This window comes from Pacificimonas pallii (assembly GCF_019204005.1).
Classification (GTDB): Bacteria; Pseudomonadota; Alphaproteobacteria; order Sphingomonadales; family Sphingomonadaceae; genus Pacificimonas; species Pacificimonas pallii.
This window is the reverse complement of the sequence record NZ_JAGSPA010000001.1, coordinates 761,826-788,031: the sequence shown is the minus strand read 5'-3', so window position 1 is coordinate 788,031 and position 26,206 is coordinate 761,826. Positions and strand designations below refer to the sequence as shown.

15 protein-coding genes and 3 pseudogenes are annotated in these 26,206 nt (G+C 56.5%); 12 read left to right on the top strand and 6 right to left on the bottom strand.

The genetic code is table 11. From position 1 onward, the window contains the following. Positions 1 to 7 precede the first annotated feature (7 nt). From KCG44_RS03640 to KCG44_RS03615, 6 genes are read left to right on the top strand one after another with little or no spacing between them, the layout of a single operon-like run. The gene (locus KCG44_RS03640; RefSeq protein WP_218444266.1) at positions 8 to 811 is read left to right on the top strand and encodes an RNA polymerase sigma factor; all 804 of its coding nucleotides are present in this window, start codon (positions 8 to 10) and stop codon (positions 809 to 811) included. After that, positions 808 to 1,389, top strand: coding sequence for a hypothetical protein (locus KCG44_RS03635; RefSeq protein WP_218444265.1), 582 nt, complete (start codon positions 808 to 810; stop codon positions 1,387 to 1,389). Before KCG44_RS03640 ends, KCG44_RS03635 begins: the two co-directional genes overlap by 4 nt. Before the next feature lies 1 nt (position 1,390). Next, positions 1,391 to 4,795 carry a UvrD-helicase domain-containing protein gene (locus KCG44_RS03630; protein ID WP_218444264.1) on the top strand — a complete coding sequence of 1,135 codons (3,405 nt, stop codon included), beginning with the start codon at positions 1,391 to 1,393 and terminating at the stop codon, positions 4,793 to 4,795. Positions 4,796 to 4,844: 49 nt separating this feature from the next. Then, positions 4,845 to 5,633, top strand: a complete 789-nt coding sequence (locus tag KCG44_RS03625; protein ID WP_255536287.1) for a multiubiquitin domain-containing protein — start codon at positions 4,845 to 4,847, stop codon at positions 5,631 to 5,633. Beyond that, positions 5,608 to 6,783, top strand: coding sequence for a ThiF family adenylyltransferase (locus KCG44_RS03620; protein ID WP_218444263.1), 1,176 nt, complete (start codon positions 5,608 to 5,610; stop codon positions 6,781 to 6,783). Before KCG44_RS03625 ends, KCG44_RS03620 begins: the two co-directional genes overlap by 26 nt. Further along, positions 6,780 to 7,238, top strand: coding sequence for a ubiquitination-like system serine protease family protein (locus KCG44_RS03615; RefSeq protein WP_255536286.1), 459 nt, complete (start codon positions 6,780 to 6,782; stop codon positions 7,236 to 7,238). The genes KCG44_RS03620 and KCG44_RS03615 overlap by 4 nt, the downstream gene beginning before the upstream one ends. A 73-nt stretch (positions 7,239 to 7,311) precedes the next feature. On the opposite strand, the gene KCG44_RS03610 is transcribed toward KCG44_RS03615, so the two are convergent. From KCG44_RS03610 to KCG44_RS03595, 4 genes and pseudogenes are all read right to left on the bottom strand, one after another. After that, the gene (locus KCG44_RS03610; RefSeq protein WP_218444262.1) at positions 7,312 to 8,646 is read right to left on the bottom strand and encodes a tyrosine-type recombinase/integrase; all 1,335 of its coding nucleotides are present in this window, start codon (positions 8,644 to 8,646) and stop codon (positions 7,312 to 7,314) included. Positions 8,647 to 9,457: 811 nt separating this feature from the next. Continuing rightward, a pseudogene (locus KCG44_RS03605) lies at positions 9,458 to 10,215 on the bottom strand (transposase). Positions 10,216 to 10,387: 172 nt separating this feature from the next. Continuing rightward, positions 10,388 to 12,340, bottom strand: coding sequence for a S9 family peptidase (locus KCG44_RS03600; protein WP_218444260.1), 1,953 nt, complete (start codon positions 12,338 to 12,340; stop codon positions 10,388 to 10,390). Between the two features lie 73 nt (positions 12,341 to 12,413). Next, positions 12,414 to 15,374 (bottom strand): TonB-dependent receptor plug domain-containing protein, encoded by a 2,961-nt coding sequence (locus KCG44_RS03595; protein WP_218444259.1) that lies wholly within the window; start codon positions 15,372 to 15,374, stop codon positions 12,414 to 12,416. A 196-nt stretch (positions 15,375 to 15,570) separates the two neighbouring features. Between KCG44_RS03595 and KCG44_RS03590 the strand changes: the two genes are divergently transcribed. The 5 genes and pseudogenes from KCG44_RS03590 to KCG44_RS14505 form a co-directional block, all read left to right on the top strand. Beyond that, positions 15,571 to 16,482, top strand: a complete 912-nt coding sequence (locus tag KCG44_RS03590; protein ID WP_218444258.1) for a LysR family transcriptional regulator — start codon at positions 15,571 to 15,573, stop codon at positions 16,480 to 16,482. A 179-nt stretch (positions 16,483 to 16,661) separates the two neighbouring features. After that, a pseudogene (locus tag KCG44_RS14340) lies at positions 16,662 to 17,071 on the top strand (IS5 family transposase); the annotation flags it as partial. A gap of 426 nt (positions 17,072 to 17,497) precedes the next feature. Beyond that, a complete protein-coding gene (gene pdxR / locus KCG44_RS03585; RefSeq protein ID WP_218444257.1) occupies positions 17,498 to 18,943 on the top strand; it encodes a MocR-like pyridoxine biosynthesis transcription factor PdxR in 1,446 nt (481 codons plus the stop codon). A 106-nt stretch (positions 18,944 to 19,049) separates the two neighbouring features. After that, positions 19,050 to 19,730, top strand: coding sequence for a pyridoxamine 5'-phosphate oxidase family protein (locus KCG44_RS03580; RefSeq protein ID WP_218444255.1), 681 nt, complete (start codon positions 19,050 to 19,052; stop codon positions 19,728 to 19,730). Positions 19,731 to 19,952: 222 nt separating this feature from the next. After that, a pseudogene (locus KCG44_RS14505) lies at positions 19,953 to 20,522 on the top strand (hypothetical protein); the annotation flags it as partial. Positions 20,523 to 20,736: 214 nt separating this feature from the next. Here the strand turns inward: KCG44_RS14505 and amaB are convergent. Together amaB and KCG44_RS03565 are read right to left on the bottom strand one after the other, a co-directional pair. Continuing rightward, positions 20,737 to 22,254: an L-piperidine-6-carboxylate dehydrogenase gene (gene amaB, locus KCG44_RS03570; protein ID WP_218444253.1), complete on the bottom strand. Its 1,518-nt coding sequence runs from the start codon at positions 22,252 to 22,254 to the stop codon at positions 20,737 to 20,739. Between the two features lie 85 nt (positions 22,255 to 22,339). Further along, positions 22,340 to 23,341, bottom strand: a complete 1,002-nt coding sequence (locus KCG44_RS03565) for a hypothetical protein (RefSeq protein ID WP_218444251.1) — start codon at positions 23,339 to 23,341, stop codon at positions 22,340 to 22,342. A 320-nt stretch (positions 23,342 to 23,661) separates the two neighbouring features. On the opposite strand from KCG44_RS03565, the gene KCG44_RS03560 reads away from it, so the two are divergent. Next, positions 23,662 to 26,121 carry a TonB-dependent receptor plug domain-containing protein gene (locus KCG44_RS03560; protein WP_218444249.1) on the top strand — a complete coding sequence of 820 codons (2,460 nt, stop codon included), beginning with the start codon at positions 23,662 to 23,664 and terminating at the stop codon, positions 26,119 to 26,121. The last annotated feature ends 85 nt before the right edge of the window (positions 26,122 to 26,206 follow it).

Genomic DNA, 26,206 nt, shown 5'->3' with positions numbered 1-26,206 from the left:
GACATAAATGTTAGAGAGCATTCAGATCAGACCGCTGACCAAACGGCGATTGACAGGGGAGCTGTATACGCGCGATCCGAAAACTGAGGCGCGATTGTGTGAGTTATGCGCAATGTCGCGGGATGAGCTGATCGAGCGTGCCTCAGTGTCGAGGAGAAATGATCCGAACTATGTGCCAAGCGAGTGCTTGATGTACTTCATTCGGAACAGCCGAGAAGACAATACCGAAGCGTGGTTTGAGCGGCTTTTCAGGATTCTTGCCGAGAGGGTGCTGAGAGCGCTTCCACGTGAAGGTGTCAGCGGGGGTAAGACAGCGTCGCTCACAAATCTAGCCATTCGCGACAGGGTTTTTGGCCGATTTGTGGAGCTATTGTCTCTGGATCGTACATCCGGTTCAGACAAGCTGGATTACTTTGAGGTACGCTTTGATGGAGCTTTGGCTAGCTTACGGCGAGACGCACAAGAGCAGGCTTGGCGGGAGGAAAACCGATCTGCAGCGCTCGAATATGACACGGAAACAGGCGAACTTTCCGAGGAAGTCGAACGTGCCGCAGGAAGTTTTGATCTGACCGAAGCGCCAGAAATCGACGATCCGGATTACCGGTCTCGGTGGGAAGCGGCGATTGACACTTTACCAAAAGAACAAATGAGGATCATCCAGATGCTGAGAGAAGGAATTCCGATAGACTCAAAAGACCCTGACACAGTCACAATCGCAAAGGCTCTAGGAAAGTCGGAAAAGACCATCAGGACTCATCGCAACAAGGCTTTTGCAGCGTTGCGGGAAGCTCTGAGTGGAGATGACCAGTGAGCGCCGGAAAAAACCGACCATCTAGGGAAGATGTGCTCGATGCATTGGCCGTCGAACCTCAACACAATCGGTCGACGATTGAGCGATATCTGCAAGACTACCCTGAATATGCCAATGAGTTGATCGACCTGGCGAGAGAGCTCTCTCGAAGTTCTGAGAGCGACCCTGGACCGCTCACGGCGTCCGAAAGTCGACTCATCGATGATGCTTGGCGAGGGTTCGCCCCATTGGAAACGAAAGCCGCGACAGATCCGCTGGCGGTCTTATCTGTTGATCAATCGCGGCATCTAGCAAAAACGCTCGATGTTCCAAGGCAGGTCATCACTGCGTTCAAAGAACGACGCGTTGATGTCGAGACAGTTCCGAGACCTTTCCTTTCGAAATTTGCAGATGCCATTCAGTTAGCGGCTGCGACCCTCACCCAAAGTCTATCAGTTTCATCGGACTCAGGACTGGCTCGCAGCTATAAATCTGATGCGAAACCGCAGATCGCGAACAAAGTTTCTTTCGAGCAGCTCCTAATCGATGCCGGTGTGCCAGATGCGCGGCGCGCAGAGCTTATGGACCCGGACGACTGACGTGGACGGCGTAGAACTCGCAAGACAAGTTGCAACTCAACTGCACCAGAGCGCGGTAGCGAATGGACATGATCCTGTGCAACCCTATGAGTTCGCGATCGCCGAGGCCAATCGGCGCGGATTTGATGTTGAAGAAACATCGGCTGGTTCTCCTCTGCTCGAAGGTAGCCGGGCAACGGTCATACATGCGGATCGATTGGTCTTGCATGAGAATACGGGCACCATGTTCGACAAGGCTTTTCTGGTCGCTCATGAGATTGGTCATTTGGAACTTGGCGACGGGGTGGAAGGTGAACCGACAAGCGAAGTTGACCCTGCGCGCGCTGCGGAGCCATCTCCGATTGGAATGGAACGTGTCGTTGACTACGGACGCAGGCAACGTCGTGAAGTTCAAATGGACCTCTTCGCCCGCGAATTTCTTCTCCCACGCGCTGTTGTCAGAAACCTGCATGTTGAATTGGAATTGAGTGCGTCGGAAATTGCTCAACGGTTCGATGCACCATTCGACGTCGTCGCCCAACAACTGTTCGACGCGTTACTCCTACCCGAAGTTGTTCCGGAGGTTGAGGCTGAATCTGTGGAGCGGACTCCTAATGCTCTTCAGGCGACAGCTGCGGCACATCGGGGGAATGCCTATCTTTTGGAAGCGGGGCCTGGAACGGGAAAGACACAAACGCTCGTGGCGCGCGTTGATGCACTCTTAGAAGAAGGCGTCGATCCGCGTCGCATATTGTTGCTGACGTTTTCAAATAAGGCGGCAGGCGAAATGGCGGATCGAATTGCGCGCAAGCACAGTTCGGCGGCGACCGCGATGTGGATCGGAACGTTTCATGCTTTTGGCCTAGACATTATCCGACGCTTCCATGGCGAACTTGGTCTTCCGACAGACCCACGAATGATGGATAGGATTGAGGCGGTCGAGTTACTTGAGGAAGAATTTCCCCGGCTTGACCTCGCTCATTACCGGGACCTTTATGATCCCACACAGATCATTTCCGATATTCTTCAGGCGATTTCCAGAGCCAAGGACGAAGTGGTAGATCCGCTGCGCTACGCCAGCTTGGCAGAGGCAATGGCCACATCCGCGGAAACAGAGGACCAAAAAATTGCTGCGGCGAAGGCTTTGGAAGTGGCCCGCGCTTATCAAGCATATGAACGGCTAAAAGCTGACGCTCACTGCGTTGATTTTGGCGACCTTGTTTCCATGCCTGTTCGACTGGTGGAGAGCCGCCCTGACATTTGTGAGCATCTTCGATCCCAATACGACCACATCTTGGTCGATGAGTATCAGGATGTGAATCGAAGTAGTGTCCGGCTTCTCGCGGCATTGAGTCCTGATGGCCACAACTTGTGGGCCGTCGGCGATGCAAAGCAGTCGATTTATCGATTCAGAGGCGCATCATCATTTAACATGGCGCGTTTTGGGGCCAGAGATTTTCCAGGCGGCGAACGGGGCCGTTTGAAGAAGAACTACAGATCAGTGAAAGAGATCGTAGATACCTTCTCCCATTTTGCGACCGACATGATTGTAGGAGATACCGATAGCGGTCTTGAGGCAGTGCGCGGATCGGGTGGTTTTCGTCCGGCGGTGCGTAAGGTCGCACAAGCTCCGGACCAGATCGTCGCCATCGCTGAGGCTATCCAAGAGCGCCATCGTGGGGGTTGCGCTTTTCGTGAGCAGGCGGTGCTGTGCACTGGCAATGAAAAGCTCTCGGAAATCGGACAGAACCTCGAGCGTCTCGGTGTGCCGGTTTTGTTTTTGGGAAGCTTGTTCGAACGCCCAGAAATCAAAGATCTTATGTCGTTGCTCACTATTCTGAGCGACAGGAGGGCAATGGGGTTGGTCCGGGTCGCTTGTATCGATGATTTTAAAATGCCGATCGATGATGTGGGCAAAGTCTACCAGCACCTGCGGTCTTCTGACGGCAGCCCTAAGAACTGGCTAGAAAATACCAATTTGATGACCTCTCTGTCGGACCGCGGCCAATCGAGTTTGGCCAATCTCAAAGCTGCATTCGATGGTTTCGATGATACATCGGAACCTTGGTCGGTGATTGCGCACCTATTGTTGGACCGCACTAGGCTTGCTGCGCGTTTGAGTAATTCTGAGGTGATCGGTCACCGTACACAGGGAATTGCCATTTGGCAGTTTCTGAACTTTCTGAGAAGTCAGCCAACAGGACAAGGGCGGCCCATCAAGCGGCTGCTGGATCGAGTACGTAGATTGGTTCGTCTGGGCGATGATCGTGACCTAAGACAATTGCCGTTGGCTGCCCAAGGTATCGATGCGGTCCGGTTGATGACTATTCATGGGGCCAAAGGCCTCGAATTTGAGACAGTTCATTTGCCGGGCTTGAATGCAGATACGATCCCAAGGAAGCCTCCGCCTCCACCCTGTCCGCCACCGGATGGTATGGTGGAAGGGACGACAGAAAGCGCTTTGGAGGCGTTTCGATCCGGTCAGGCGGAAGAGCAAGAGTGCCTTTTTTACGTTGCTATGTCTCGGGCACGCGACAGGCTTCTAATTTATGCGCCGACACAGAAGTCAAACGGCAGCAAGCGAAATCTATCCAGCTTCCTTGATCGGCTTGGAAGCAGAATTGATCATGAGGCCGTGCAACCCGAAGGCAAGTTGCCTGCCGCCCCAGAGATGGCCGATGTCTTGCTTCAGGTCAGTGGGCGTGTCCGTTTCAGCGGTGCACAGCTTTCGCTTTACGAACGCTGTCCGCGACGGTTTTTCTATACGCATGTTTTGCAGGTGGGTGGGCGCCGCACTGCTACACCGTTCATGCAAATGCACGAAGCCGTGCGGGTTGTTGTGAAAGAGGTGATCGCAGGCACCGCCATAGTTTCTTCTGAGGCTGACCTTCGAGGACAGGTCGCGAAGGCTTTTTCGATCCACGACCTTTCAGAGAATGGGTATGTTCGAGAGTACACGGATTATGCGGTTGCGATGATTTCGTTTTTCCTCTCGACGCGCGGTGATCACACTCCCGAAACGCCGACGGCCGTGAAGGTTCAACTGGGAGATGAGGAGCTCGTAATTGAGCCTGACGATATCCTTTTGAGAGCAGACGGAAGTCGCGCAGTAAGGAAGGTTCAGACTGGCCATTTTCGAAAGTCGGAAACAGATGATGTCGGAACAGCGGCGTTCTTGCTGGCAGCCCGGCAGGCATTTCCAGGAGCTCACATTGAGTTTCTTCATTTATCTGACGAAACAACCCGGCCGATGGACATGACGGAAAAAAAGTTGGGAACCCGTCGCGACAAACTGACTAGTCATCTTCAAGATATTCGTTCCGGGCGCTTTCCTGCCAAGCCATCGGCGCGGGTTTGCCCCGGATGCCCGGCTTTTTTCGTGTGCGGCCCCACACCTGACGGCACATTAGAAAAAAAATTCGACTAAATTTACCGGTCGCGGAAAGTCACTTCGATTGACCCCTTAGAAGCCGGGCATGGGTCCGGCACAAGCTAAGGACCAAAACAAGATGACTCTCGACGACATTCCTGATCATGACGATCTTTCTGATGCACTGCGCGAAGATCGCCCGCTGCACAAGGCGCGGGCCTATCGTATCCGCTTCGCGCTCGACGGCCTGAAATTCCGGAAATTGGAAGTTCCGGATCCCGTTCCCCTTGGTCGGCAGATTCTCGCCGCGGCGGGGTGCAATCCGGATGACAATTTCAGTCTGTTTGCCATCCTCGCCTCCGGTGATTTCGAGGATATTCGGCTTGATGAACCTTTCGACCTTCGGGCGCGGGGTGCCGAGCGGTTTGTCGCGTTCCAGACGGATCGCGATTACAAACTGACCCTCGATAATCGGCAGATCGAGTGGGGCAAGCCTGCCATCGCCGGAGCTGCGCTCTACAAGCTTGCCGAGGTTGACGATGACGAGGCTGTTTTCCTCCAGAAACGGGGCGGGACAGATCAGCTCGTGGAACCAGATGATTTGATGGATCTGAACGAGCCTGGGATCGAACGGTTCATCACTGCGCCGCGCCCTGATGCGACTTGCATCATTGTCGTGAACTCGCGCCCCCGTGAGGTCGAAGACCGTCACGTGACTTTTGAAGAAGTTGTGAAACTGGCTTTTCCCGGCGCGCACGACCCGAATGTCATTTTTTCGATGACGTTCCGGCACGCCGCTTCGAAGCCACACGCGGGTGAACTTGCTGCGGGTGGTTCTGTCAAAATCAAAAAGAAGGGGACTGTATTCAATGTCACACGCACTGTTCAGTCTTAATGACGATCTTAAGCGCCTGCGAAATGAAGGTTACCTTGTGCAAGTTGTGGGCGGTTTTCTGGTGATGCGCAACGTCCCGTATGTCGACAAGAGCCGTGAGGTTCGCAGCGGCACACTGATCTCCAGTCTGACATTGGCTGGGGATCAGACCCGTCGGCCAGACACACATGTCATTCACTTTGATGGTGAATATCCTTGTACGGCAGACGGCCGCCCGATCGAACCAATCCGGCATCAGAGCCGTGACACTGACCTCGGGAACGGTCTGGCTGCGAAGCACTCATTCTCAAGCAAACCAGAGGGCGGGTATGTCGACTATTTTCACAAGATGACGACATATGCGGCAATTCTCTCCGGTCCTGCAGAGGTTGTGGACGGTCACGCCACCCCGAGAACGATGAAAGAACCGGAAGCGGAAGAAGAAAGCATTTTCAACTACACTGAAACTGCTTCTGATCGGGTTGGTATCGGCGCGCTGTCCGATCTTCTGAAGTCTGATGTCGTTGCGATTGTTGGTTTAGGAGGAACGGGTGGTTACATTTTGGACTTGGTTGCGAAAACCCCGGTCTCTGAGATCAGGTTGTTCGATTCAGATGAGTTTCTTCAGCACAACGCGTTTCGTGCGCCCGGAGCCGCATCCATTGAGGAGTTGCGGGAAGTATCCAAAAAAGTTGACTACTTTGAAGCAGCCTATTCCAAGATGCACCGTGGCATCATCGCCTGCGACGAAGCCATGAGCGCAACCAATTTGGACAAGCTCGACGGCGTAACATTTGCTTTTCTGTCGATGGATGCTGGCGAAGAAAAGCGACTAGTTGTCGAGAAACTGGAAGCTATAGGCGCATCGTTCATCGATGTCGGCATGGGTCTTGAACTCGATGAAGGCTCACTTGGTGGTATTCTCCGCGTAACGACGAGCACGCCTGACATGCGGGATCACGTTCACAATGGCCGCGTGTCTTTTTCTGGGGGCGGGGAAAAGGACCTCTATTCTTCGAATATTCAGGTTGCAGACTTAAACGCGCTGAATGCGGTGCTTGCTGTCGTGAAGTGGAAGAAACTCCGCGGCTTTTACCGAGACTTGGAGCAGGAGCACCACTGCACATACACCACGGATGGCAACATGCTGCTGAATGGTGACACAAAATGATGCGGCATGAGCTACTAGAACACGCCTTTGTTGAACATATTCCAGAAAAGGTCAAACCAGGTATCTTATACGTCTCGATGGAATATGGAACGGCCGCTCACAGCTGTTGCTGCGGATGCGGAGAGGAGGTTGTTACGCCGTTCACACCGACTGATTGGAAAATGATTTTCGACGGTGAAACGGTATCGTTAAACCCATCCATTGGGAACTGGACATTAGACTGCCGGTCGCACTACGTGATCAAGCGAGGGCGCGTCATTGAAGCTGGACCGTGGACGGATGAGCAAGTGGCGGCTGAACGATTGCGCGATCAAAAGGCAAAAGCCAGGCACTACGGTACGTCAATGCAAAGCGATGTTGATGTCATTGCGCACGAACCAACAGCTGTCGATCAAGAAACACATTCCTTGATCGGCCGTCTGTGGCAGCGTCTCAGTTGGTTTACAAGAAAGTAGGTCGTCGCAGAACTGCAAGCGGACCTAGGCGTTGGTCCTCCGTGAGCATGACGCGGTGCGCTGTTGAAGCCAGTTAGCTGGCTTCAACAGCGACTAGTCGAGCGTCGTCGATAAAATGGGATATCGCGATTTGACGAGACCTGCGGTCTAGAATCTGAGCCGTTTGCTTGAACTCCATGCCCTCCAACAGGCCTTTGACATATCCCGCAACGGTATCGGCGGCCGTGATCAGAACACTGTCGAGAGAGTGGATGTACTTGCTTGTAACCGAGTTCGTAGAATGGCCGACCAGTGCCGCAACGGTACTTTCGGTGAATCCTAGATCGTTGGCCAGACTTGCGAAACTGTGCCTCAGAACGTGCGCAGTGAAGTCCGCGAGTTCTGAGCTGCTGAACATCCTATTCCAATGGTTAGGAAAGCTGCCGAATATCTCCGCGCCCCGTGTACCAGGAAAGACGAACTCACCGGGCGTCTTCTCCCGGCGCTTCTCAAGTATCTCGATCACAGGAAGGCCAACGGGACGAACAGATGCGCCTTCCTTCGAGTCAGCCAAGCGAAGGCAGCTATGTTCGAAATCGACCTCCCGCCATTTGAGTTTGATGATCTCACTCCGACGGCATCCGGTGAGGGCCAGTAGCCGTGTGATTGCAACCGTCGGTGCGAGCTCGACTGTCTGTTCGGCCTTAGTGAGAATTTCGCCAAGTGTCTTGAATTCCGAGCTACTCAATCGGCGGTCGCGAACTCTGTCTTTCGGTTTGCGAATGCCGTGCGCGACATTCTGTTCAATAATGCCCATGCTGATCGCATAGGTGAGCATCGAGCCGACAAGACCGACGCAGCGGCTCGCTGTGCCACGTCCACCTCGCAAGATCGACTTGCCGCGCTTTTTGGCTGTCTTTCGCACTGCCTTGGTTTTTCCCGAGATGATATCATTCATCATCTTGGTGACGTTGGCCTTCGTCAGATCTTGGACGCGCCGTTTGCCGATCAACGGAACGATGTGGCCGTTGATGCGACCGATGTCTGTGTAGATCGTGTCCGGCTTTTTGGGTCGCCCGCCCTTGCCTAGAATAAGGCCAGCATGCATTGCATCGACGTATTGAGCGGAGAGTTCTTCAACTGTGATGGCGTTGCGCTCTACAAGGCGCTCTTCGGCTGGGTTATCGCCTTGGGCGACCTTTCCGAGTTGGATGCGTGCTTCCCTTCGCGCGGTTTCTGGTGTCCAGACGCCGTGAATGCCGATGGTGTAGCGTCGTGATCGTCCGTTGGCACGATACTGAATGAGGTAGCTGCGCCGCCCGGATGCAAAGACGCGGATGCCAAATCCTGGCAATTCGTCATCCCAAACAACGTAGTCCTTTTTTCGAGTTTCTAGAGCGTCGATGACGCGTTTCGTGAGCTTCGGCATCAGAAGGCAGACCTTTCCGGCCTGTTTCCGCGTAAGCACTACGTAAGCATGTGAGCGGAAATCACGGCCTGTGATTGGATAGAGACTTCGGTGCCGCGATTTGGAAAGGCAATGGGATTCAGTACCTTATCGTGCAACGACGTGCTCTATCGCATGTTTCGGAAAGGTGGTAGTAGATCCTCCGAAGGCGAAGGCCACAGGTTCGAATCCTGTCGGGTGCGCCATCTCCCTTTCGTCATCCCGATGCCTCCCTAGGGCCTTGAAAGACATGGGCGTTTTAGGGGTTCGAAGTTCTTCATTGCAGCCATATTTCAGCCGCTCTGTAAAGGTAAGTTTCAGCACATTTCTGCGATCGGCGAATGTGCCGTTCTTCCATATATTATAATGGCTTGCGAGAAACGCTAAGGCGTGTTCGAACAGTTCGTCGAAGCCTCGGCCGGGTGTGTCCAATTTCCCGACCTTCTCAGCTAGCAGAAGCTTTTCAGGTTCAAGCGCTGTTATACGTTTTTCGATTTGGACGATGACGATGACGATGATGATGATGATGATGATGACGTCACGTTATCGATATCAAACAGCTTGTCTACCAAGCGCGCGATGTGGCTCTCCATGCGAATGAGGTCCGCTTTAAGACGCGTTTGGCGCCCTTGGTTCGATAGGCCATATGATCCCACAGATCGCGGAACACCTTGCTCGCGATTGTGAATAGATTGTGGCACGGTTGGAGGTTCGCGAGCAGTTCCTCAAACTCTTCCTCGAGCGTATCGCGCGCGATTGACTTTCGGTAGCTCTCTGAAAAACCCCGAGTTTTCTAGACGCCCTCGGTGCTCATCATCTGCTGCCGTTCGAACTCTACGGGTGACAGCATCCCGTTCCTCACATGCTTGCGTATCGGGTTGTAGAACATCTCGATGTAATCAAACACATCCTGCCTGGCCTCCTCATGTGAGCACCGGCACGCTGCCGGATGCGTTCGCGCTTGAGCAGGTTGAAGAAGCTCTCGACCACGGCGTTGTCATGGCAGTTGCCGCGCCGGCTCATCGAGTGCTCCAGGTTGTGGGCCTTCAGGGACGAGGCCCAGTCCAGCGAAGTGAACTGCGATCCCTGATCCGAGTAGATCAGCACGGTGATCTACGGCTTCCCACGCCTGCCGGATCAAGCCGGTCTGCCGAGCATCTTCCTTCGCCCGTCTGCTCAGCGGGTTCTTCAACCAGGCATAAAAGCCGCTGGGTTGGATGCGAAGGCACCGGCACATCGCACGCACCGGGAACAGCGTGCGATGCTCGGCAACGAACGCGTATCTCACTTTGCATCCCTGGCGAAATACGCGGTGGCTTTTTTTAGGATGTCACGCTCCTCGGTCACTCGCAGAAGCTCGCGCTTCAGCTACCGGATCTCGGCATCCTGCGATCCAACTTCCGGTCGCCGTGCGACATGCCGCTTCCACGCATACAGCGAGTGTCGGCTCACGCCGAGCCGTTCGGAAACCTCCGCTACCCGGTACCCCCGCGCGGTGATCTGCGCCACCGCATCGCGCTTGAACTCGTCGCTGAAATTAACCTTCCCCATCGTCGCCTCCTGTCCTCAAATCTAGGAAGGAAGGCGTCCACGAATCTAGGGGCGCTCTGGCATCCGGTTTTGGGATGGCAAGCCGTCGCAACGGCTTGCCAGAGCCCTTTACCGGGTTGCAATCCGACAATCAGAACGCGAACGAAATCCTGTTTGCGCGCGAACTAAAGCATCAATCCTTCAGCAATCTGTCTCGCAAGAACTCGATCTGCGCCCCGGTCGCCACAGAACGATTGCGGCTTTTGCTGAAATTGTGTCCCTCGTCCCGGGCAAGCACATAGCTGACATCGAGGCCCGCCTTGCGCATGGCCGCGATCATATCTTCGGCCTGCTGTTGCGGCACACGCGGGTCGTTGCCGCCCTGCACGATCAAGGCGGGGACAGAGATTTTCCCGACATTCGCAAGCGGCGATATGGTTTTGAAGAATTCCCGCATTTTCGGATCGCGCTCGTCGCCATATTCACGCCGACGGTTTTCAACCCGGTAGGGCTCGGTGTTTTTCAGGAATGTTTCAAAATCGCTGATGCCGACGCTGGAAATGCCACCGCGCAGCCGGTCCGAATACGCCACGAGCGAAGCGAGCGAGACAAAACCGCCATAGGAACCGCCCGCAATGACCACTCGATCCGAATCGAGATCCGGTTGGGTTTCGATCCAGTCGAGCAGTGCGCCGATATCGCGAATGGCGGCCTCCCGCTTCAAACCCTGATCGGCCTGTTCATAGGTGCGGCCATAACCGGTCGAACCGCGGATATTCGGGCGCAACACGGCGATGCCGAGTTCGGTCACGATATAATGATAGAAGCGGCCGAAACTGGGACGCGCCTGCGAGGCGGGTCCGCCATGCGCGAAAATGACGACGGGCGCCTTCCTGTCCGCACTTGCGGTCGAAGGTTTGTAGACCAGCATCGGGATGGCGGCATCCTCTTCGCCGATCTTGTCGGGCGCGGGATAGGTCGTGATTGTCGGCACCAGTTCGGCCATGCGCTGGCCAGGGGCAAACCCCCCGCTCCATGGTTGGAAACTGTCCGTCTGGACATCATAGACCCCCGACCGCGCCGGTACGGTCGGCTGGGACAGGTTGATGGCAAGGGTTTCACCGTCATGTGACATATACATGCCCGAAATGACGCCAAGCGCTTTCTCTGACGGACCGGCGACGAGCCTGAGTTTATCGAGATCGATAACCATGACGCGCGAAAGGCCATATTCGTTAAGTGCCAAGGCCATGCGCTGCCGATTGCCCGACATCGCACTTCTGTCGATATCCATGCCGATCCCGCCGATAACCGTGATAATCGTGTCATCGGCGCGGGTCAGGCGATAAAGCTGTCTGAATTCACTCGCGGCGTCGGAAGTGAAGAAAATGTGCTCGCCATCGGAAGAGTAACCCGCGCTTCTGATCGGCGTGGCTTCGCGGAGGATCGTCCGCGACGTGCCCGATGCCAGATCGAACTCGATCAGTTCGCCGGTACCGTCTGCCAAGGTACGCAACACCAGAAAATGCGTGTCATCCGGATGAAAATCAAAAGGATAGACCGATTCCGGCCCGCTGATCAATGTGGTGGCCGCCGCTCCCGCGCACACGGGCTGCAGGAAGAGCTGCCACTGCCCGCTATTCTCTGCGGAACTGGCATAGACCATGCGCGATCCGTCATTGGATATGAGGACCCCCCGGTTGCTCGCGCGGCCTGGAGAGACTTTGGCAGGCTTGAAATCGCTGGCCGTACCCACATAGACGGCGTCATATTCGTCGCCATCCTCATCGTCGGTAAAGACATAGCCGTCCTTGCCGCACACCTGCGCCAGACGCGCGCCGCTGATATTGAAGTCGCGATATCGCACGACCCTGGTGAATTTACTGCGCGCGGTCTTCGCCCGGAACAGGGCACCATTGCGGGCAAATAGCAGAGCCTTGCCATCATGCGTCCAGCCGCGCGCCATATAGCTGTTCTGGGTGCGCATGTGGCGCCCGACCTCGCGGCCGATTTGCTCTACACCGGGATCGACATTTTCAAGATAAAGCGACTTGCCGACCTCATGCGTAACGACATCCTGGGCTTGAGCTTGGGCCTGGGCCTGGGCATTGGAGAACGCAAAAGAAAGGAGGGCGAAGGCCAACATGACCCCCGCCCCTTCTTTTGCAAATGATTTAAACATGGATTTCCGCACGTTCACAATCCTTTATCAGATCAGATCAGAACCGGACTTGGACGCCAGCGTAGAATTCGCGCCCCTCGACGTCGTTCAAAGTGCCGGTGATGTTGCGGGTCCCTCCATTGTCGACGCCGTTGGGAATGATCGGTCCGATATCGTCGAACACATTCCGAACACCGCCGAAAACCGACACTCTTGGCTCTTCACCGAAGCGATATCGCAGATAGAGATTATGAATGATCTCATCCGGGGCACGGAAAAATTCTGGATCGGTCGGAGGTACATCAAGGTCATCGACCCCGCCTCCGCGATAGATCGTCGTCCAGGAGGCGCTGAAGCCATCGAGATCGTAGGAGAGTTGCGCGCGGAACTCGTCCTCCGGTTCACCGATTTCGCCGTTTGAACTCACCGTCTCCGGTCCACCGATTCCCAGAAAGGTAAAATCGTCTGTCAGATAATGCGTGTACCGCACATTGGCCCTGAACGCACCGGGGATAAAGCCAGGCTCAATTCTGTAAGCCAGCGTGGCATCCACACCTTCGGCCTTGAGTGAGTTCAGATTTTCCTGCCGGTTGATCACCTGAATGACGTTGCCGGTGGTCCCGTCACGGGTGATCACGTCACAGAAACGATTATTCGGGAAGTTCGTATCCCCATAGCAGAGGTCGGCGGTCAGTTGGGTCGAGACCGAGCCTATCGCGTCATTCACGGTAATGTTGTAATAATCTACGATCAGCGAAAAACCGGGCAGGAATCGCGGTGCCAGGACGACGCCAGCGGTATAGGTATCGGCCGTCTCTTCCTGAAGCAGATTGTTGCCCGCATTGGGCCCGCTTACACTACCATCATATTCAAACGGCTCTCCTGCATTATCGACATCTGCGAAGTAGGCCTGGATGCCCGGCTCGGCGAGGCAATTCGCCGCGATGACGTCCGCAGACGCGGTGCTGCCCGGTGCTGGCGTGATGCCGCTGCCGTCGGGCAGAAGGCCATCGCAAGGATCACGCAGGCTGTCGAAGTCCCCGCGCGCCGGTGAGAAAAATTCGGTCAGGGTCGGCGCGCGTTGTGAACGGGAATATTGCGCACGGAACCGGATATCCGGAATGGGCTGCCAGGTGCCGCCGATATTATAGCTGAAGACACTGCCGACCGTCGTGTAATCAGCATAGCGCGCGGCGAGTTGCACGGAAAGCTGGTCGGTGATCAGAGGAATGTCCAATTCACCAAACGCCTCCCAAACGCTGAACTGTGCACGGATATCCGGGATTGGCGTGAGTGAGGTCAGTTCGATTCCATTGTCGGGGTCGCCATAGGTTTCCTGGCTTTCCTCGCGCCATTCGAAACCGAATGCCGCCCTAACAGGACCGCTCCATGACAAATCGAACAACTCACCGTTCATGCTGCCGCCGAAGGTCAACTGCTCCCTGTTCTGGCGCAGTCTGCCAGTATAGCGAATATAATCGGCCATTTGCGGTGTAATGCTACCCTCGCCAAAGATGTTGAGGGGCACACATCCATCAGCGCGCGCATCCGCATCCGCGCATTGCACCGACCCATTGACGGTCTCAACGTTCAGCGCGTTGCGAATATTAAGGTAATTCAAATAGTTGAGAAGTCGCTGTTTCTGGTCAAAGCGGCCGAACGTGCCGCCCAGCGTCCATTCCCAATCGTCCCAAATCTGGCCGTCAAGCGAAAGCGCCCCACGAATGGTCTGGCGTTTGTTGACGGTCTTCCGGTTACCGAGTTCGCTAAACCGGCGATACCAGCTGACCCTCCCGATGCGCGTCTCTTCGACTTCCGGCGGAATGAACGGATTGTCGGCCGCCATTGTGCCGATATCGCCCAGAGCGTTATTGACGCCGATATCCGTGCCGAAAAAAGCGGCGGATGCGCTGTTTGTCGTCGTCGTGTCGATATGCGAATAATAGAGTTCCGCAGACAGCGATGTCGTCGGGGTCATGTCGAAATTGGCCAGCCAGCCGCCGGTGAAGCTCTCAAAGCTTGGCGAAATGCTGGTGCCGGGACGGAAGTTGAAACCGTCCGAGTCGGTTTCGAAACCATATGCCGCCAGACGGCCGTCCTGCGGCAGCAGCGACTGGTCGTTGAACCAGACGCCGCCGACATTCCAGGCATCGTCGCCCTCGAAAACACCGCCTGGCAGATAGGAGCTGCCCGAGGGGTTGATGCAGAACTTGCCGGAATTATCGCAATCGCCAAATGCGATTTCGCTGCCGAAAGCGTCGGGATTGTCCTCCTGGCCCGGCAGGCGGGATCGATTGGGGCGGTTGAATTCGACGTTCGCGATCGAGCCCGGCCGGGTGGCGTCCGCGAAAATCGCCGTTTCACGCCAATAATCGAAGCCAAACAGCATATAGATCCGGTCGTCCGCGAATCTCTTGCCATAGCGGGAAGTGAACCGGGTTTCCTCTTCGCCGGAAGCTTCCGCTTCGCCGTAGCGTGCATAAAGATCCAGGCCCTCGAAATCATCTTCAAGCAAGAGGTTGACCACGCCGGCAATGGCATCCGAGCCATAGATGGCCGACGCGCCGCCAGTCGTCACTTCAACCGCTTTGATGAAACCCGTCGGAATGGTGCTAAGACTCACGCGCTCGCCATTACCGGAATTGGAAACCGCACGCCGCCCGTCGATAAGCGTGAGCGTGCGATTGCCGCCCAGACGGCGGAGATTGACTGTGCTGAGCCCGGCATTCTGTGTGCTAAGAGCGGTGTTTTCAGGCGACAGGCTGTAATCGACCCCCGGGATTTCCGTGACGATCTCAGCGACGTCGACCGAACCCGTCGATTGAATATCCTCTTTAACAAGAATCTGCACGGGAATCGCGGAATTCGCGTTGGAACGACGGATGCGCGAGCCTGTCACGACGATTGTCTGTTCATCTTGCGCAGAACTCGCCACGTCCGGCGTTGGCGGTGGGGACGTTTGGTCCTGCACCTGGGCGTAGGTCGGTGTGGCGACGATTGCCGTAGCCAGTGCGGTCATACTAATTCTTGCAGTCAGGCGGGTTTTCATGGTGTTTTTGTCCTCCCAGAACATGATAGCGGGCCATATCGCAGCCCCTTTGCGAAAGAATCTTTCGCAACCCGGTTCACTGGGTTTCACTTTGCTTTTCCAATTGCCAGTGCGGAGTAGGAATGAGTTATTGCGTAGAACGCAAGACGCTGATATTTAAAGACACATGGATTTTAACTGGCTTGAAGATTTCTTGGCTGTTGCTGAAAAGGGACACTTTGCGCATGCCGCAGAGGACAGGAATACCACCCAATCGGCATTGAGCCGCCGAATAAAGGCGGTCGAGCACTGGGCCGGAGCAGAGCTGCTGGACCGAAGCTCGCATCCGATTGTCCCCACCGAGGCGGGCATCGAGTTTATTGCAGCCGCAAAGGAGATCGTTGCGCGCACGCTGGAAATTCGCGGTGCGATTGGCGAACTGACGCGCAGAGGCGAGCAGGATCTGACCATTGCGTCGCTGCATACCCTGGCGTTGTATTTTATGCCTGAATTGACCGAGTTGCTTAGACGCAGCGAGCCAAAGCTTGCCGTCAATGTCGTCGCTGAAACGCGAACTTTAGACGAGTATTTGTCCGCCCTTTCCGGCGGTGTCAGCGATATTTTCGTCTGTTACGATCATCCCGCCGTCAGCCCGGAAATCGATGCGAGCGAGTTTGAACGTGTAGACATCGCAGAACACGGGCTCGCCCTATATTCGGCAATCGACAAAGCGGTGGAATTTGGTGACGAAAATCGCCAGAACTCGATACCTTATGTCGCATTTTCCGGCACTTCGTTCATGTCACGTGTGGTGGAGCATAGCGTCAGCAAAACCTCTTTTGGAGAGCGACTTCAACCAGTCTATCGCGCGTCACTCGCGGAAAGTCTTTTCGCCGCCTGCCAACGCGGATTAGGAGTGGCGTGGCTGCCTGACGCCATTTTCCCCAGCAGCGCAAAAAAAGCGGGATTGCAGGTCATATTTCCAGAGGCTGCTCAATCGCTGCGCGTTTGTGCCTACCGATCCCGAAATGTGCCCGTCCGGCCTCTGGTCGACAGGATATGGCGGCAGTTGGTGGCTATGCAGCCCAATGGAAAATGATGGTTGACTGATGGACGGCCCTCGGGCTCAGTTGCAAACCATCTGAAAAGCGGAGTTGCTACACCATTATTTGCAATTGGGTCGGAAACCGCACGTCTACTTTCTAGGCCGCAATTCATCAACTGACTTGCGTGGTGCGGATGAGGTTGATCCAAGGCGCCAGGAAGGAGCTTTGGACAATGCGTCGCAGATTTCAACTGACCGATGACGAATGGCTGGTGATTGAGCCATTATTGCCGGACAGGCCTCGCGGCGTTCCGCGTGTGAATGATAGGCCGGTCAATAACGGGATATTGTCGCGGGTTTCGCACCATCAGTCCATGGGCCGATAATCCTGAGCGCCATGGGCCGCACATGACCTGCTACAACCGCTTTGTGCGCGGGCGCAAAGCCGGCGTGCGGAACCGGCTTTTCGAAGCGGCGGGGCGAGCCTGAGACGGCGAACTGGTCATGATCGGCAGCTCTTCCATCCGGGTTCACCGGCACGGTGCAGCCCTGAAAACGGGGGCCAAATCTCTGCATGGGACGTGCCCGGGGCGGTTTGACGACGAAGATCCACGCACTGATTAATGGCCTTGGCCTGCCGATCCACGGCATCTGTCCGAAAGCCAAGCCAGAGATTGCCGTGAGGCTTGGGGGGGGGGCTGCTGGCCGCCGTACCCGGCGGCACCACCTTTCTTGCCCACAAGGCTAAGCAAGGGATCGCACTGAAGGCGTAAGCGGCTGATCCCGTTAAATTTATTTCTTCGGCTTTAGCGAAGGGTCCGCAATAAGGTCCGCCTGCCTTATGATATAAATCCACAACTATAGGATTTTAAATAATATTTTACCAAGCGTGACATGTGGAGAGTTTGAAACTCTAATAACCGGTTTGCGCCCTCATTGTCGTTGTTGGGCGGGTCGATCAGTGTCCATTAAACCTGCCGTTAACGCAGTCTCGCAATAGCGGACGGTTGAAGTTCCGGAGCTGGAATCCGAGGCTGCCGCGGTCGGCCGGGGCTGCTATGCAACGCAGATGAACATTGACATAGTTTCGCTCGATCGCAATTCGAGAGAGAGCCTTTCAAGCCAATTCGCGCGCCAACTTCGGAGCGCGATCACGAGCGGATCCATCAAAGCAGGCCAACGCTTACCGTCTTCGCGAACTTCGGCAGCTGCACACGATGTTAGCCGGAATACCGTCTCTGAGGCCTACACTCAGCTCATCTCGGAAGGCTTCGCGGTGTCGCGGCCTGGCTCGGGAACCTATGTCGCTCATGGCCTGGTCGCCACCACCGCTATGGGCGGCGCCACCCCAGCAAAAAGTCCGCCGCAACTTTCGCGGAGGGGCGAGGCGATGGTTTCAATGGGTCGGCCAATTGAACCCCTCACGCAACGACCAGTGCTTGCCCCGGGCGTGCCGGCCACGGACCTCTTTCCGCGCGAGAGCTGGGCGCGAGCTATCGCTCGTGGCGGCAGACTGGCCTCGGGCCGTAAGGTTGAGGACGATCCGTTGGGTTGGAAACCGCTAAGGCTTGCCATCGCCGATCATATTGGTCCATCGCGAGGTGTGGTCTGCGACCCCGATCAGATCATGATTGTGGACGGCGCGCGGTGTGCTATCGAGCTGATCCTAAAGCTTCTTACCGACCCTGGGGATCGCGCGTGGCTGGAAGATCCTGGCTACACTGAGGCCCGGCAGGCCATCTTGCATAACGGTGTCAAGGTCGTTCCGGTGCCGTGCGACCGGGAGGGACTAATGGTGGCGCAAGGCGAGCGCATGGCCCCCAGCGCGCGGCTAGCTTACGTTACCCCGGCGCATCAGTATCCATCGGGGATCGTAATGAGCGCAAAGCGCCGCCTAGACCTTCTCGCCTGGGCCGACCGCAACGCGGCATGGATCATCGAAGACGACTATGATGGCGAGTTTCGGCACCGCGGCACACTGACAGCGACCTTGGCGAGTATCGACCGGTCTCACCGTGTGATCCATCTGGGCACGTTCAGCAAATCGATGTTTCCCGCGCTCCGGCTTGCTTACCTAGTCTTACCCCCCAAACTCGTTGATCCGGCCGCAGCTTTACGCTTCGCACTTAGCGGTCATACCGGTGTGACCGCGCAGAGGGGGTTGGCGGAGTTTATAATCTCAGGGCAGTTTGCAGCCCATGTGCGGGCGATGCGGCAAGCCTATGGTCAGCGGCAGCAGGCGCTCCTGACGGCTCTCGATTTGCATTTTAGCGACACGATCTTGATCGGTCCTGACGACACGGGGCTTCATATGACGGGAAAATTTGCCGCGCATATTACGGAAGCCAAAATCGCAGATGCCCTGAAACGGAGCGGTGTCGGAGCCAAACCACTGTCCGCATATTTCGCAGATCCAAATTATGGCGTGCCTGGCCTGGTTTTGGGTTATGCGGGATGGTCGGAGAAAGCGCTTTCAGAAGGCGTTAGAAAGCTGGCGAGCGCCTTGGCTAATTAGCTAGAAGAGTCCTGAAGTGGACTGCTGAACTTACGGAAATTGGCCCTTGGTAAAAGCCAATGGGTGGGCGATTGCGCTCTCGTACAAGCGAGAAAGGGTAAGCGACATGGTGCGCTCGAAAACACCGCATATACCAGAGGACCCATTTACGGCGGGTGGGATCAACCGAGTAAGGCAGATCGCAAGTCGCGGCACGTACGACCGCGAGTCCATCTATGCGATTCTGGACCGTGGGTTCGTCGCGCATGTCGCCTTCATCGACGACGACCGGCCCGTCGTGATCCCCTTGGTCTATGGTCGTGACGGCGATCGCCTCTTTCTTCACGGGCACCGCAAGTCGCGCGCAATGACCTCATCCGATGGGGAGCCGGTGAGTCTGTGTATCACCCTGGTCGACGGAATCGTCGTCGGTCGGTCCATCTTCGAATCATCCATGAATTACCGGTCGGTCGTTTTACATGGACGAGCCTTTCTCATTGAAGAGCAAACTGCGCGGATTGAGGCGCTGCGATGCGTTTCCGAACACATGTTTCCGGGTCGCTGGGACGAGGTGCGCCCACCCTATGAAAAGGAAATTAAGGGTACTGGCGTATACGAGGTCGTAATCGAAGCCGCTTCAGCGAAAGTGCGGGCTGGCGCGCCCATCGATGACTACGACGAGTTCGACCGCGACACTTGGATTGGCGTTGTCCCGGTGGTGACCTCACTTGGACGCCCAGTTGCTGACTCCTCTGTGTCAAGAGATGCGCCGATCCCCAAATCGTTGTCGCGGATCGTCAAGGGATAGGCCCTAAGCGAGTCGCTTGAATTTCCGAAATGGACGATCGGCGCATTCTCATTTCCGTATTGGCGATGTGCGGCAGCATTCTGCCTTTCATTTTCAACTGCTGCCGGTCTGCAGATCACCCCCGTTCCGCCGTCAGCTTCCACCCCGGATATCGGACGTCTCGTGAGCTGCTTTGGGGCTCCAGAAACTCACATCTGAAGATCTGTTGACACCGGCCGTTCCCTCGAAAAACTTGCTAGAGAGCGAGTTTTCGAGCCTCCGGGAATGACAGATACTGCTATGGTGCAACCTCGCTCGGTGGGCTTTACAACTAACACCGTCCTTGTCCGTGATCAGGACGGCGCGCTTATCAGAACCGGTCTCCCGATCACGCCGCAAATAAGCGCATCCAGCATGTGGTCGACACCTACGGATTTGGCCAAATTCATGACTGCCTTCCAGCGCGTGCTGGAAGGGCAAGAGATTGGAGCGTTTACCCCATCGCTGGCACGCGAGATGACTGATATTATCTCCCTCCGCTACGTTGGTGGGATGGGAACTTCTCTTTTTTCGGGGCGTGGGGCTCGGTGTCACCGACTGGTTTCGCGACGACGGATCGAATACCGGCGTCAATGCAGAAATGCTGGCGTCGATGGAGGGCGGCTATGGGGTTATTATCATGGGCAATGGCGACGACCCCAATGCCCATCCCATGTTTGCAACGCCCAGGAGGCAAATCATCTATGGAATGGGGTGGAGGATTATCCAAACCATCTGCGTTTCCAGTTCGGCACCGATGTCCAGAAAGATTGATCTGTTCGTCATGCGCCGCGTCTGGTGTCCTTCGGTGCGCTACTTGAGACCCTTTTCCTTCATATCGATGAGACCGGTTTCGTTCCCCCGGGCAGCCACCGGGTCACCGTTTCTATAGCTATGCGCTCGCTGCGCGGCGTGACGACGCCGCGTCTGCACCTGCCATCGGCTGATCGCATTCGGCAGGCTGGAAGAGCAGTTTCTGAGGGCGTGCTCAGCCGGCCGGGTCGAAGGTGATGCCCTGGGCCAGCGGCAGTTCGGCCATATAGTTGATGGTGGTGGTCTGGCGGCGCATATAGCCTTTCCACGCGTCCGATCCGCTTTCCCGGCCGCCGCCGGTCTCTTTCTCGCCGCCAAACGCACCGCCGATTTCCGCACCGGACGGACCGATATTGACGTTGGCGATTCCGCAATCCGATCCGGAAGCGGCAAGGAAAGCCTCAGTCTCGCGCATGTCGGATGAAATGATCGCGGACGAAAGACCCTGCGGAACCCCGTTCTGGATGGCGATGGCTTCGCCGAGCTCGGAATAGCGCATGATGTAGAGGATGGGCGCGAAGGTTTCGGTCCGAACGATATCCGTTTGAGCGGGCATTTCGGCGATCGCCGGCGTGACATATGCCGCGTCTGAATATTCGTCTGTCAAAGCCGGGCTGCCCCCTGTCACGACTCCGCCATCCTCCCGCGCCTGCTGGAGTGCGGCCTGCATGGCTTCGAAAGCCTGCTTGTCGTACAGCGGACCGAGCAGCGTCTTGCCGTCCAGCGGGCTGCCGATCTTCACGTTGCGATAGGCGTCCTTTATGCGCGGAACGAGCGTTTCGTAAATATCGTCATGGACGATGAGGCGGCGCAGGCTGGTGCAGCGCTGACCGGCGGTGCCCACCGCGGAAAAAACGATGGCGCGCAGGGCCAGATCGAGGTCGGCGGAGGGCGTCACGATCATCGCATTATTGCCCCCCAGCTCCAGAATCGACTTGCCGAACCGGTCTGCGACAGTCCTGGCGACCTGTCGGCCCATACGCGTTGAACCGGTCGCGGAAACGAGCGGGATCCGCGGACTTGCCACCAGGATTTTGGCGATATCGGCGTCCCCGATAATTGTCTGGCACAGACCGTCGGGCGCATCCTCACCAAATTCCGCACTCACCCGCTCGCAAATCCGCTGAACGGCGAGCGCGGTGAGCGGCGTTTTGTCCGACGGCTTCCAGATCACGGGATTTCCGCACACAATGGCGAGGGCCGCATTCCAGCTCCATACCGCGACTGGAAAGTTGAAGGCCGAAATCACCGCGACAGGCCCCAGGGGATGCCAGTTTTCGAGCATTTTGTGCCCGGGCCGCTCCGACGCGATCACGCGGCCGTAAAGCTGGCGGGAGAGGCCAACCGCGAAATCGCAGATGTCAATCATCTCCTGCACTTCGCCAAGGCCCTCTTGCAGGATCTTGCCGCAGTCGAGCGTGACCAGCCGGGCAAGATTTTCCTTTTCACGGCGCAGTTCATTGCCGAGCAGACGAACCCATTCGCCGCGGCGCGGTGCCGGCATGGTGCGCCATGACTGGAAGGCGGCTTCGGCGGTATCGATAGCGGCTGCCACGTCATCCGGGGCAGCGCTCGCCACATTGGCGATGATGGAGCCGTCGATCGGCGTAACCACCGGCAAATCGCCGCCCTCCAGCATGTGCGCGTCAAGGCCGACCGCCTCCAGCAAAGGGCGATAAGGCGACTGGGTCATATGTATATTTCCGGTATTTGCGCCGTGCGCGTGAATTTGTGGCGCTCCCTGGGGACCGCTCGGCAATATCGGTTCGGTCACGAGATTAGTGTCCGGAGAGCGTATGATCTTCGCCAGGGAAAAATGCGACCCAGTCGGCTTCGGCTTGAATGCGCGCGAAATAACTCCAGCTGTCGACATTGATGGAGCGTTTCAGCCACTGTTTCGCATGCTCCCGCTCCCCCTTCAGCATGAAGTAGTTGGCAAGCGTGTAGGCAGTCGAAGCGGCCATGCCGTCTGCATCGGCGAAGGGCCGCCCGCTGTCCTGATTGCTAAAGAACGACCCGGCATCGCGGTGGCCCTTGAACAGCTGGATGCCGTCGAAATAATTGTCCGATCCACCTTCCGGATGAACTTGAAACAGGGTGAGGTCGTAAGCATCCAGGACTTCGCGCGCTTCCGCGGTGCGGCCGCCACGTGCCAGCGAAAGGAATTCCCAATAGGTATTCGCGGTACGCGCTTCGGGATCGAAACCCCATCCGGCTGTCTGCGACGAGCGCGAGAACCATTTGGCAGCATTGTCGAAATCGTGTTTGGCAAAATAGGCCTGGCCGAGGTGGTAATAGAGATAATATTGCACGACATCCGGCGTGCTGGTGAAATAATCCGGACCGAGCTTCTCACGTTCAAGCGGGACCCCTTCATAGAGCTTTGCAGCGCGCAGGCCCGTTTCGATCGACTCATCGAACTGGCGCATGGAAAACTGACGATGCGCAAGATGGCGGAGAAGCTTTGCCGATTCGGGGAAACGCTTGAGCGCCTGCCGGTATACGGCCGCGGATTCGCGCGTATATCCTTGATAGAAGAGTACGCGGCCGTACCATGTCGCATTATCGACCGTCATGTCCGCTTCGAACGCTGCCTTGGCGTCGGCCGCCGCGCGCGCCAGCACGGCAGGGGCGGCCACGTTCTTATTGCTGTCGTGCGGCGTGACCATACGCTCACCCAGCAGTGATGTACCCTGAAAGCTGCCATTATCCTGCGCGGCGAGCGGCGCAGCCATCGTTATCGTGGCGGCGAGCGCCATTCCCAAAATCTGCAGTCTCATATTTCCTCCGATCTGTACCGGCTGGCGGATTACGCCCGCTCGATCTCGACACCGGAGACCTATACACCGATGGAAAAGATTTCATATAGGAAAATAATCGATTCTGAGCATTTTTATCGGCCACTCATGGTGGGGAGTGCTGCCGTTAGAAGTCAGAAGCTTTTACGATATTTACGGCAAGATATTGGATATGTTGCGAATATTTTACAATCCCAAGATCCAAAATTACAGCTGGACCGACAGAATATTTCTGATAGGAAAGACCGTATCGAGTGGAAGCCGCGAGTGTGTCCTTCGCTCAAAGCAAATGGAGGGAATAAATGGCCAAACTGTCATCATATCTGTATTTGTCGTCGGCTCTTGCCGCGTTGGCGCTGCCTTCGTCGCTCGCCGCGCAGGATGTCAGCGAGGCGGCCGAAGAGGCTGAAGTTGCCCCGGGGGCCGGTTCACCCATCGTTGTTGTCGGTTCCCGCCGGAAGGACCGCTCGGTCACCGATAGTGCGGTTGCCGTGGATGTCATCGCGCAGGAGGCGATCAGCACCACAGGCTATACCGACCTTAATGATGCGCTTCGTTCTCTTGTCCCGGCTTTCAATGTGAAACGCCTGCAGGGCAATGATGGGTCGTCCTTCGTACGCCCCGTAACCCTGCGCGGTTCGCCGCCGGACCATGTGCTGCTGCTCCTCAACGGCAAACGTCGCCACCGCGCCGCGATCGTCCAGATCGGCACGGGCCACGCAACGACCTCGGGTTCGCAGGGGCAGGATTTCAACGTGATTCCGCCGATTGCCTTCAACAGTGTCGAGGTCCTGCGCGATGGCGCGTCGGCGCAATACGGTTCCGATGCCATTGCCGGGGTGGTCAATGTGACACTGAAGAACGATACCAGCGGCGGCTCGGTCATGGCGCAGGCGGGCGAGTATTACGACGTCGGTGGCCGCACCTATGACCTGCAGGGGCACGTTGCCTTTGGCCTTGGCGATATCGGCTACCTCAACCTGAGTGCGCAATATACCCATCAGGATAAGACATTCCTTGGGGGCAAGAATGATGGGGCCGAAGCGCTGCGGGCGATGAATATCCCCAATGTTCCTGTTCAAACCGCTGGGAATGGCGAACCATTTTACGAGGCGGTGAAGCTGGCCTGGAACGCCGGGATCGAGATGGGCGGCGATCTCGAAGCCTACACCTTCGGCAATTACATGGATGCCGACAGTTCGGTCACGTTCTTCTATCGCCAGTCCACCGCTGCCGGCGGTCTGCCTGCGCACTCGACCTATGCCGATACCGCTTTTGACAACACGGCCGCTTATCCCGGCACGTTCGATCTGCGCTCGATATTTCCCGGCGGATTCACGCCGGAATTCGCCGGGGCGACCGAGGATTTCAGCGTGGTCGGCGGCATTCGCGACAAGGTCGGGCGGTTCAACTGGGATGTATCGGCCCGGCTTGGCAACAACCGTGTCGATTACACCATATACAATACCGTCAATCCATCACTCGGCGAGGCATCGCCGACCAGATTCAAGCCGGGCAGTCTGACCCAGCGGGAAATCCAGGTGGACGGTGAAATCTCCTACGAGATCCCGACCAATGCCTTCGCCAGCGACATACTGGTCTTCGGCGGCGTAAGCTATCGTAAGGAGACCTATCGCATCAAGGCGGGGGATCTGGCATCTTATCAAGTGGGCCCGCTTCGCGACCTGCCGGTCGGTTCCAACGGGTTTCAGGGTTTCACGCCCGATATTGCCGGTGATTTCTCATCCGACAGTTTCGCGATTTTCGCGGAGACCGACCTGGACATCATGGAGAACTGGAACTTCAGCGTCGCCGGCCGGTACGAGGACTATGAGCAATTCGGCAATAATTTCAGTTACAAGGCGGCGACACGTGTCGAGCTATCCGATCTGCTGGCCCTGCGCGGCTCAATAAGCACGGGCTTCCGGGCGCCGGCGGCGGGCCAGGTCTTCGGCACCAGCCAGACCTCGCAGATCAATGCGCAGAACCAGTTCATTCTCGACGCGGTTCTGATCCCGGGTTCGCCCGCGGCACAGATATTCGGTTCCGACCAGCTGAGGCCGGAAACATCGTTCAACATGTCGGCCGGCGTGGTCCTGACCGCGGACAATGGTTTCACAGCGACACTCGATTTTTACCAGATCGATGTGGACGATCGCCTGCTTCTGACGCCTTCGATCGACACGACGGCTGCCCAGCGCGCGCAGCTCGCGGCCATCGGTTTTCCCAATGGCGCCTCGGTCGAGCAGGTCCGCTTCTTCCAAAACAAGCTCGACACGCGGGTACGCGGTTTCGACCTTGTGTCGACATATGGTTTCGACTGGGGCGATGCCAATGCGACCAATATCAGCTTCGCCGTAAACTATAATGAGCAAAAGCTCCGCACCGATCCGACGGCTTTCTTCGGCGCCGGGACCATCATCGAATTCGAACGGGGTCTCCCCCGTTGGCGCGGCAACCTGACGCTGAACAACGAAATCGGTGATTTCAACCTGATGGCCCGTGCCAATTATTACGGATCCTGGAAACGCCGCGCCGGAAACGACTTCCTGCAGCGTGACCCGGCGATGCTGTTCGACGCCGAGCTGACCTATTCGGGTCTCGAGGACATCGACATCAGCATCGGCGCGCGAAACCTGTTCAACAAATTCCCGCCCGACCGCGGCCCCGGCCTGAAGCGGGTCGGCCTGATCTACGACAATCATAGCGTCTTCGGTGTGAGCGGCGGGTTCTACTATCTCAACGTAAAAATGGATTTTTAGGCTCCGTATAGACAGAGCTTTTCCGATCGGCATGTCCCACATGCACCCCGCCGACTTGCCGATCGGGAAATCTTCTGCTCATAGT

Bases quoted from the DNA above. Each gene is read 5' to 3' on its own strand.
- KCG44_RS03615 (WP_255536286.1), top strand. From the start codon at position 6,780: ATGATGCGGCATGAGCTACTAGAACACGCCTTTGTTGAACATATTCCA.
- KCG44_RS03580 (WP_218444255.1), top strand. From the start codon at position 19,050: ATGGTGCGCTCGAAAACACCGCATATACCAGAGGACCCATTTACGGCG.
- KCG44_RS03595 (WP_218444259.1), bottom strand. From the start codon at position 15,374: ATGACCGCACTGGCTACGGCAATCGTCGCCACACCGACCTACGCCCAG.
- amaB (WP_218444253.1), bottom strand. From the start codon at position 22,254: ATGACCCAGTCGCCTTATCGCCCTTTGCTGGAGGCGGTCGGCCTTGAC.
- KCG44_RS03610 (WP_218444262.1), bottom strand. From the start codon at position 8,646: ATGCCGAAGCTCACGAAACGCGTCATCGACGCTCTAGAAACTCGAAAA.
- KCG44_RS03600 (WP_218444260.1), bottom strand. From the start codon at position 12,340: ATGTTGGCCTTCGCCCTCCTTTCTTTTGCGTTCTCCAATGCCCAGGCC.
- KCG44_RS03640 (WP_218444266.1), top strand. From the start codon at position 8: ATGTTAGAGAGCATTCAGATCAGACCGCTGACCAAACGGCGATTGACA.
- KCG44_RS03560 (WP_218444249.1), top strand. From the start codon at position 23,662: ATGGCCAAACTGTCATCATATCTGTATTTGTCGTCGGCTCTTGCCGCG.
- KCG44_RS03590 (WP_218444258.1), top strand. From the start codon at position 15,571: ATGGATTTTAACTGGCTTGAAGATTTCTTGGCTGTTGCTGAAAAGGGA.
- KCG44_RS03620 (WP_218444263.1), top strand. From the start codon at position 5,608: ATGTCACACGCACTGTTCAGTCTTAATGACGATCTTAAGCGCCTGCGA.
- KCG44_RS03625 (WP_255536287.1), top strand. From the start codon at position 4,845: ATGGGTCCGGCACAAGCTAAGGACCAAAACAAGATGACTCTCGACGAC.
- pdxR (WP_218444257.1), top strand. From the start codon at position 17,498: ATGAACATTGACATAGTTTCGCTCGATCGCAATTCGAGAGAGAGCCTT.
- KCG44_RS03565 (WP_218444251.1), bottom strand. From the start codon at position 23,341: ATGAGACTGCAGATTTTGGGAATGGCGCTCGCCGCCACGATAACGATG.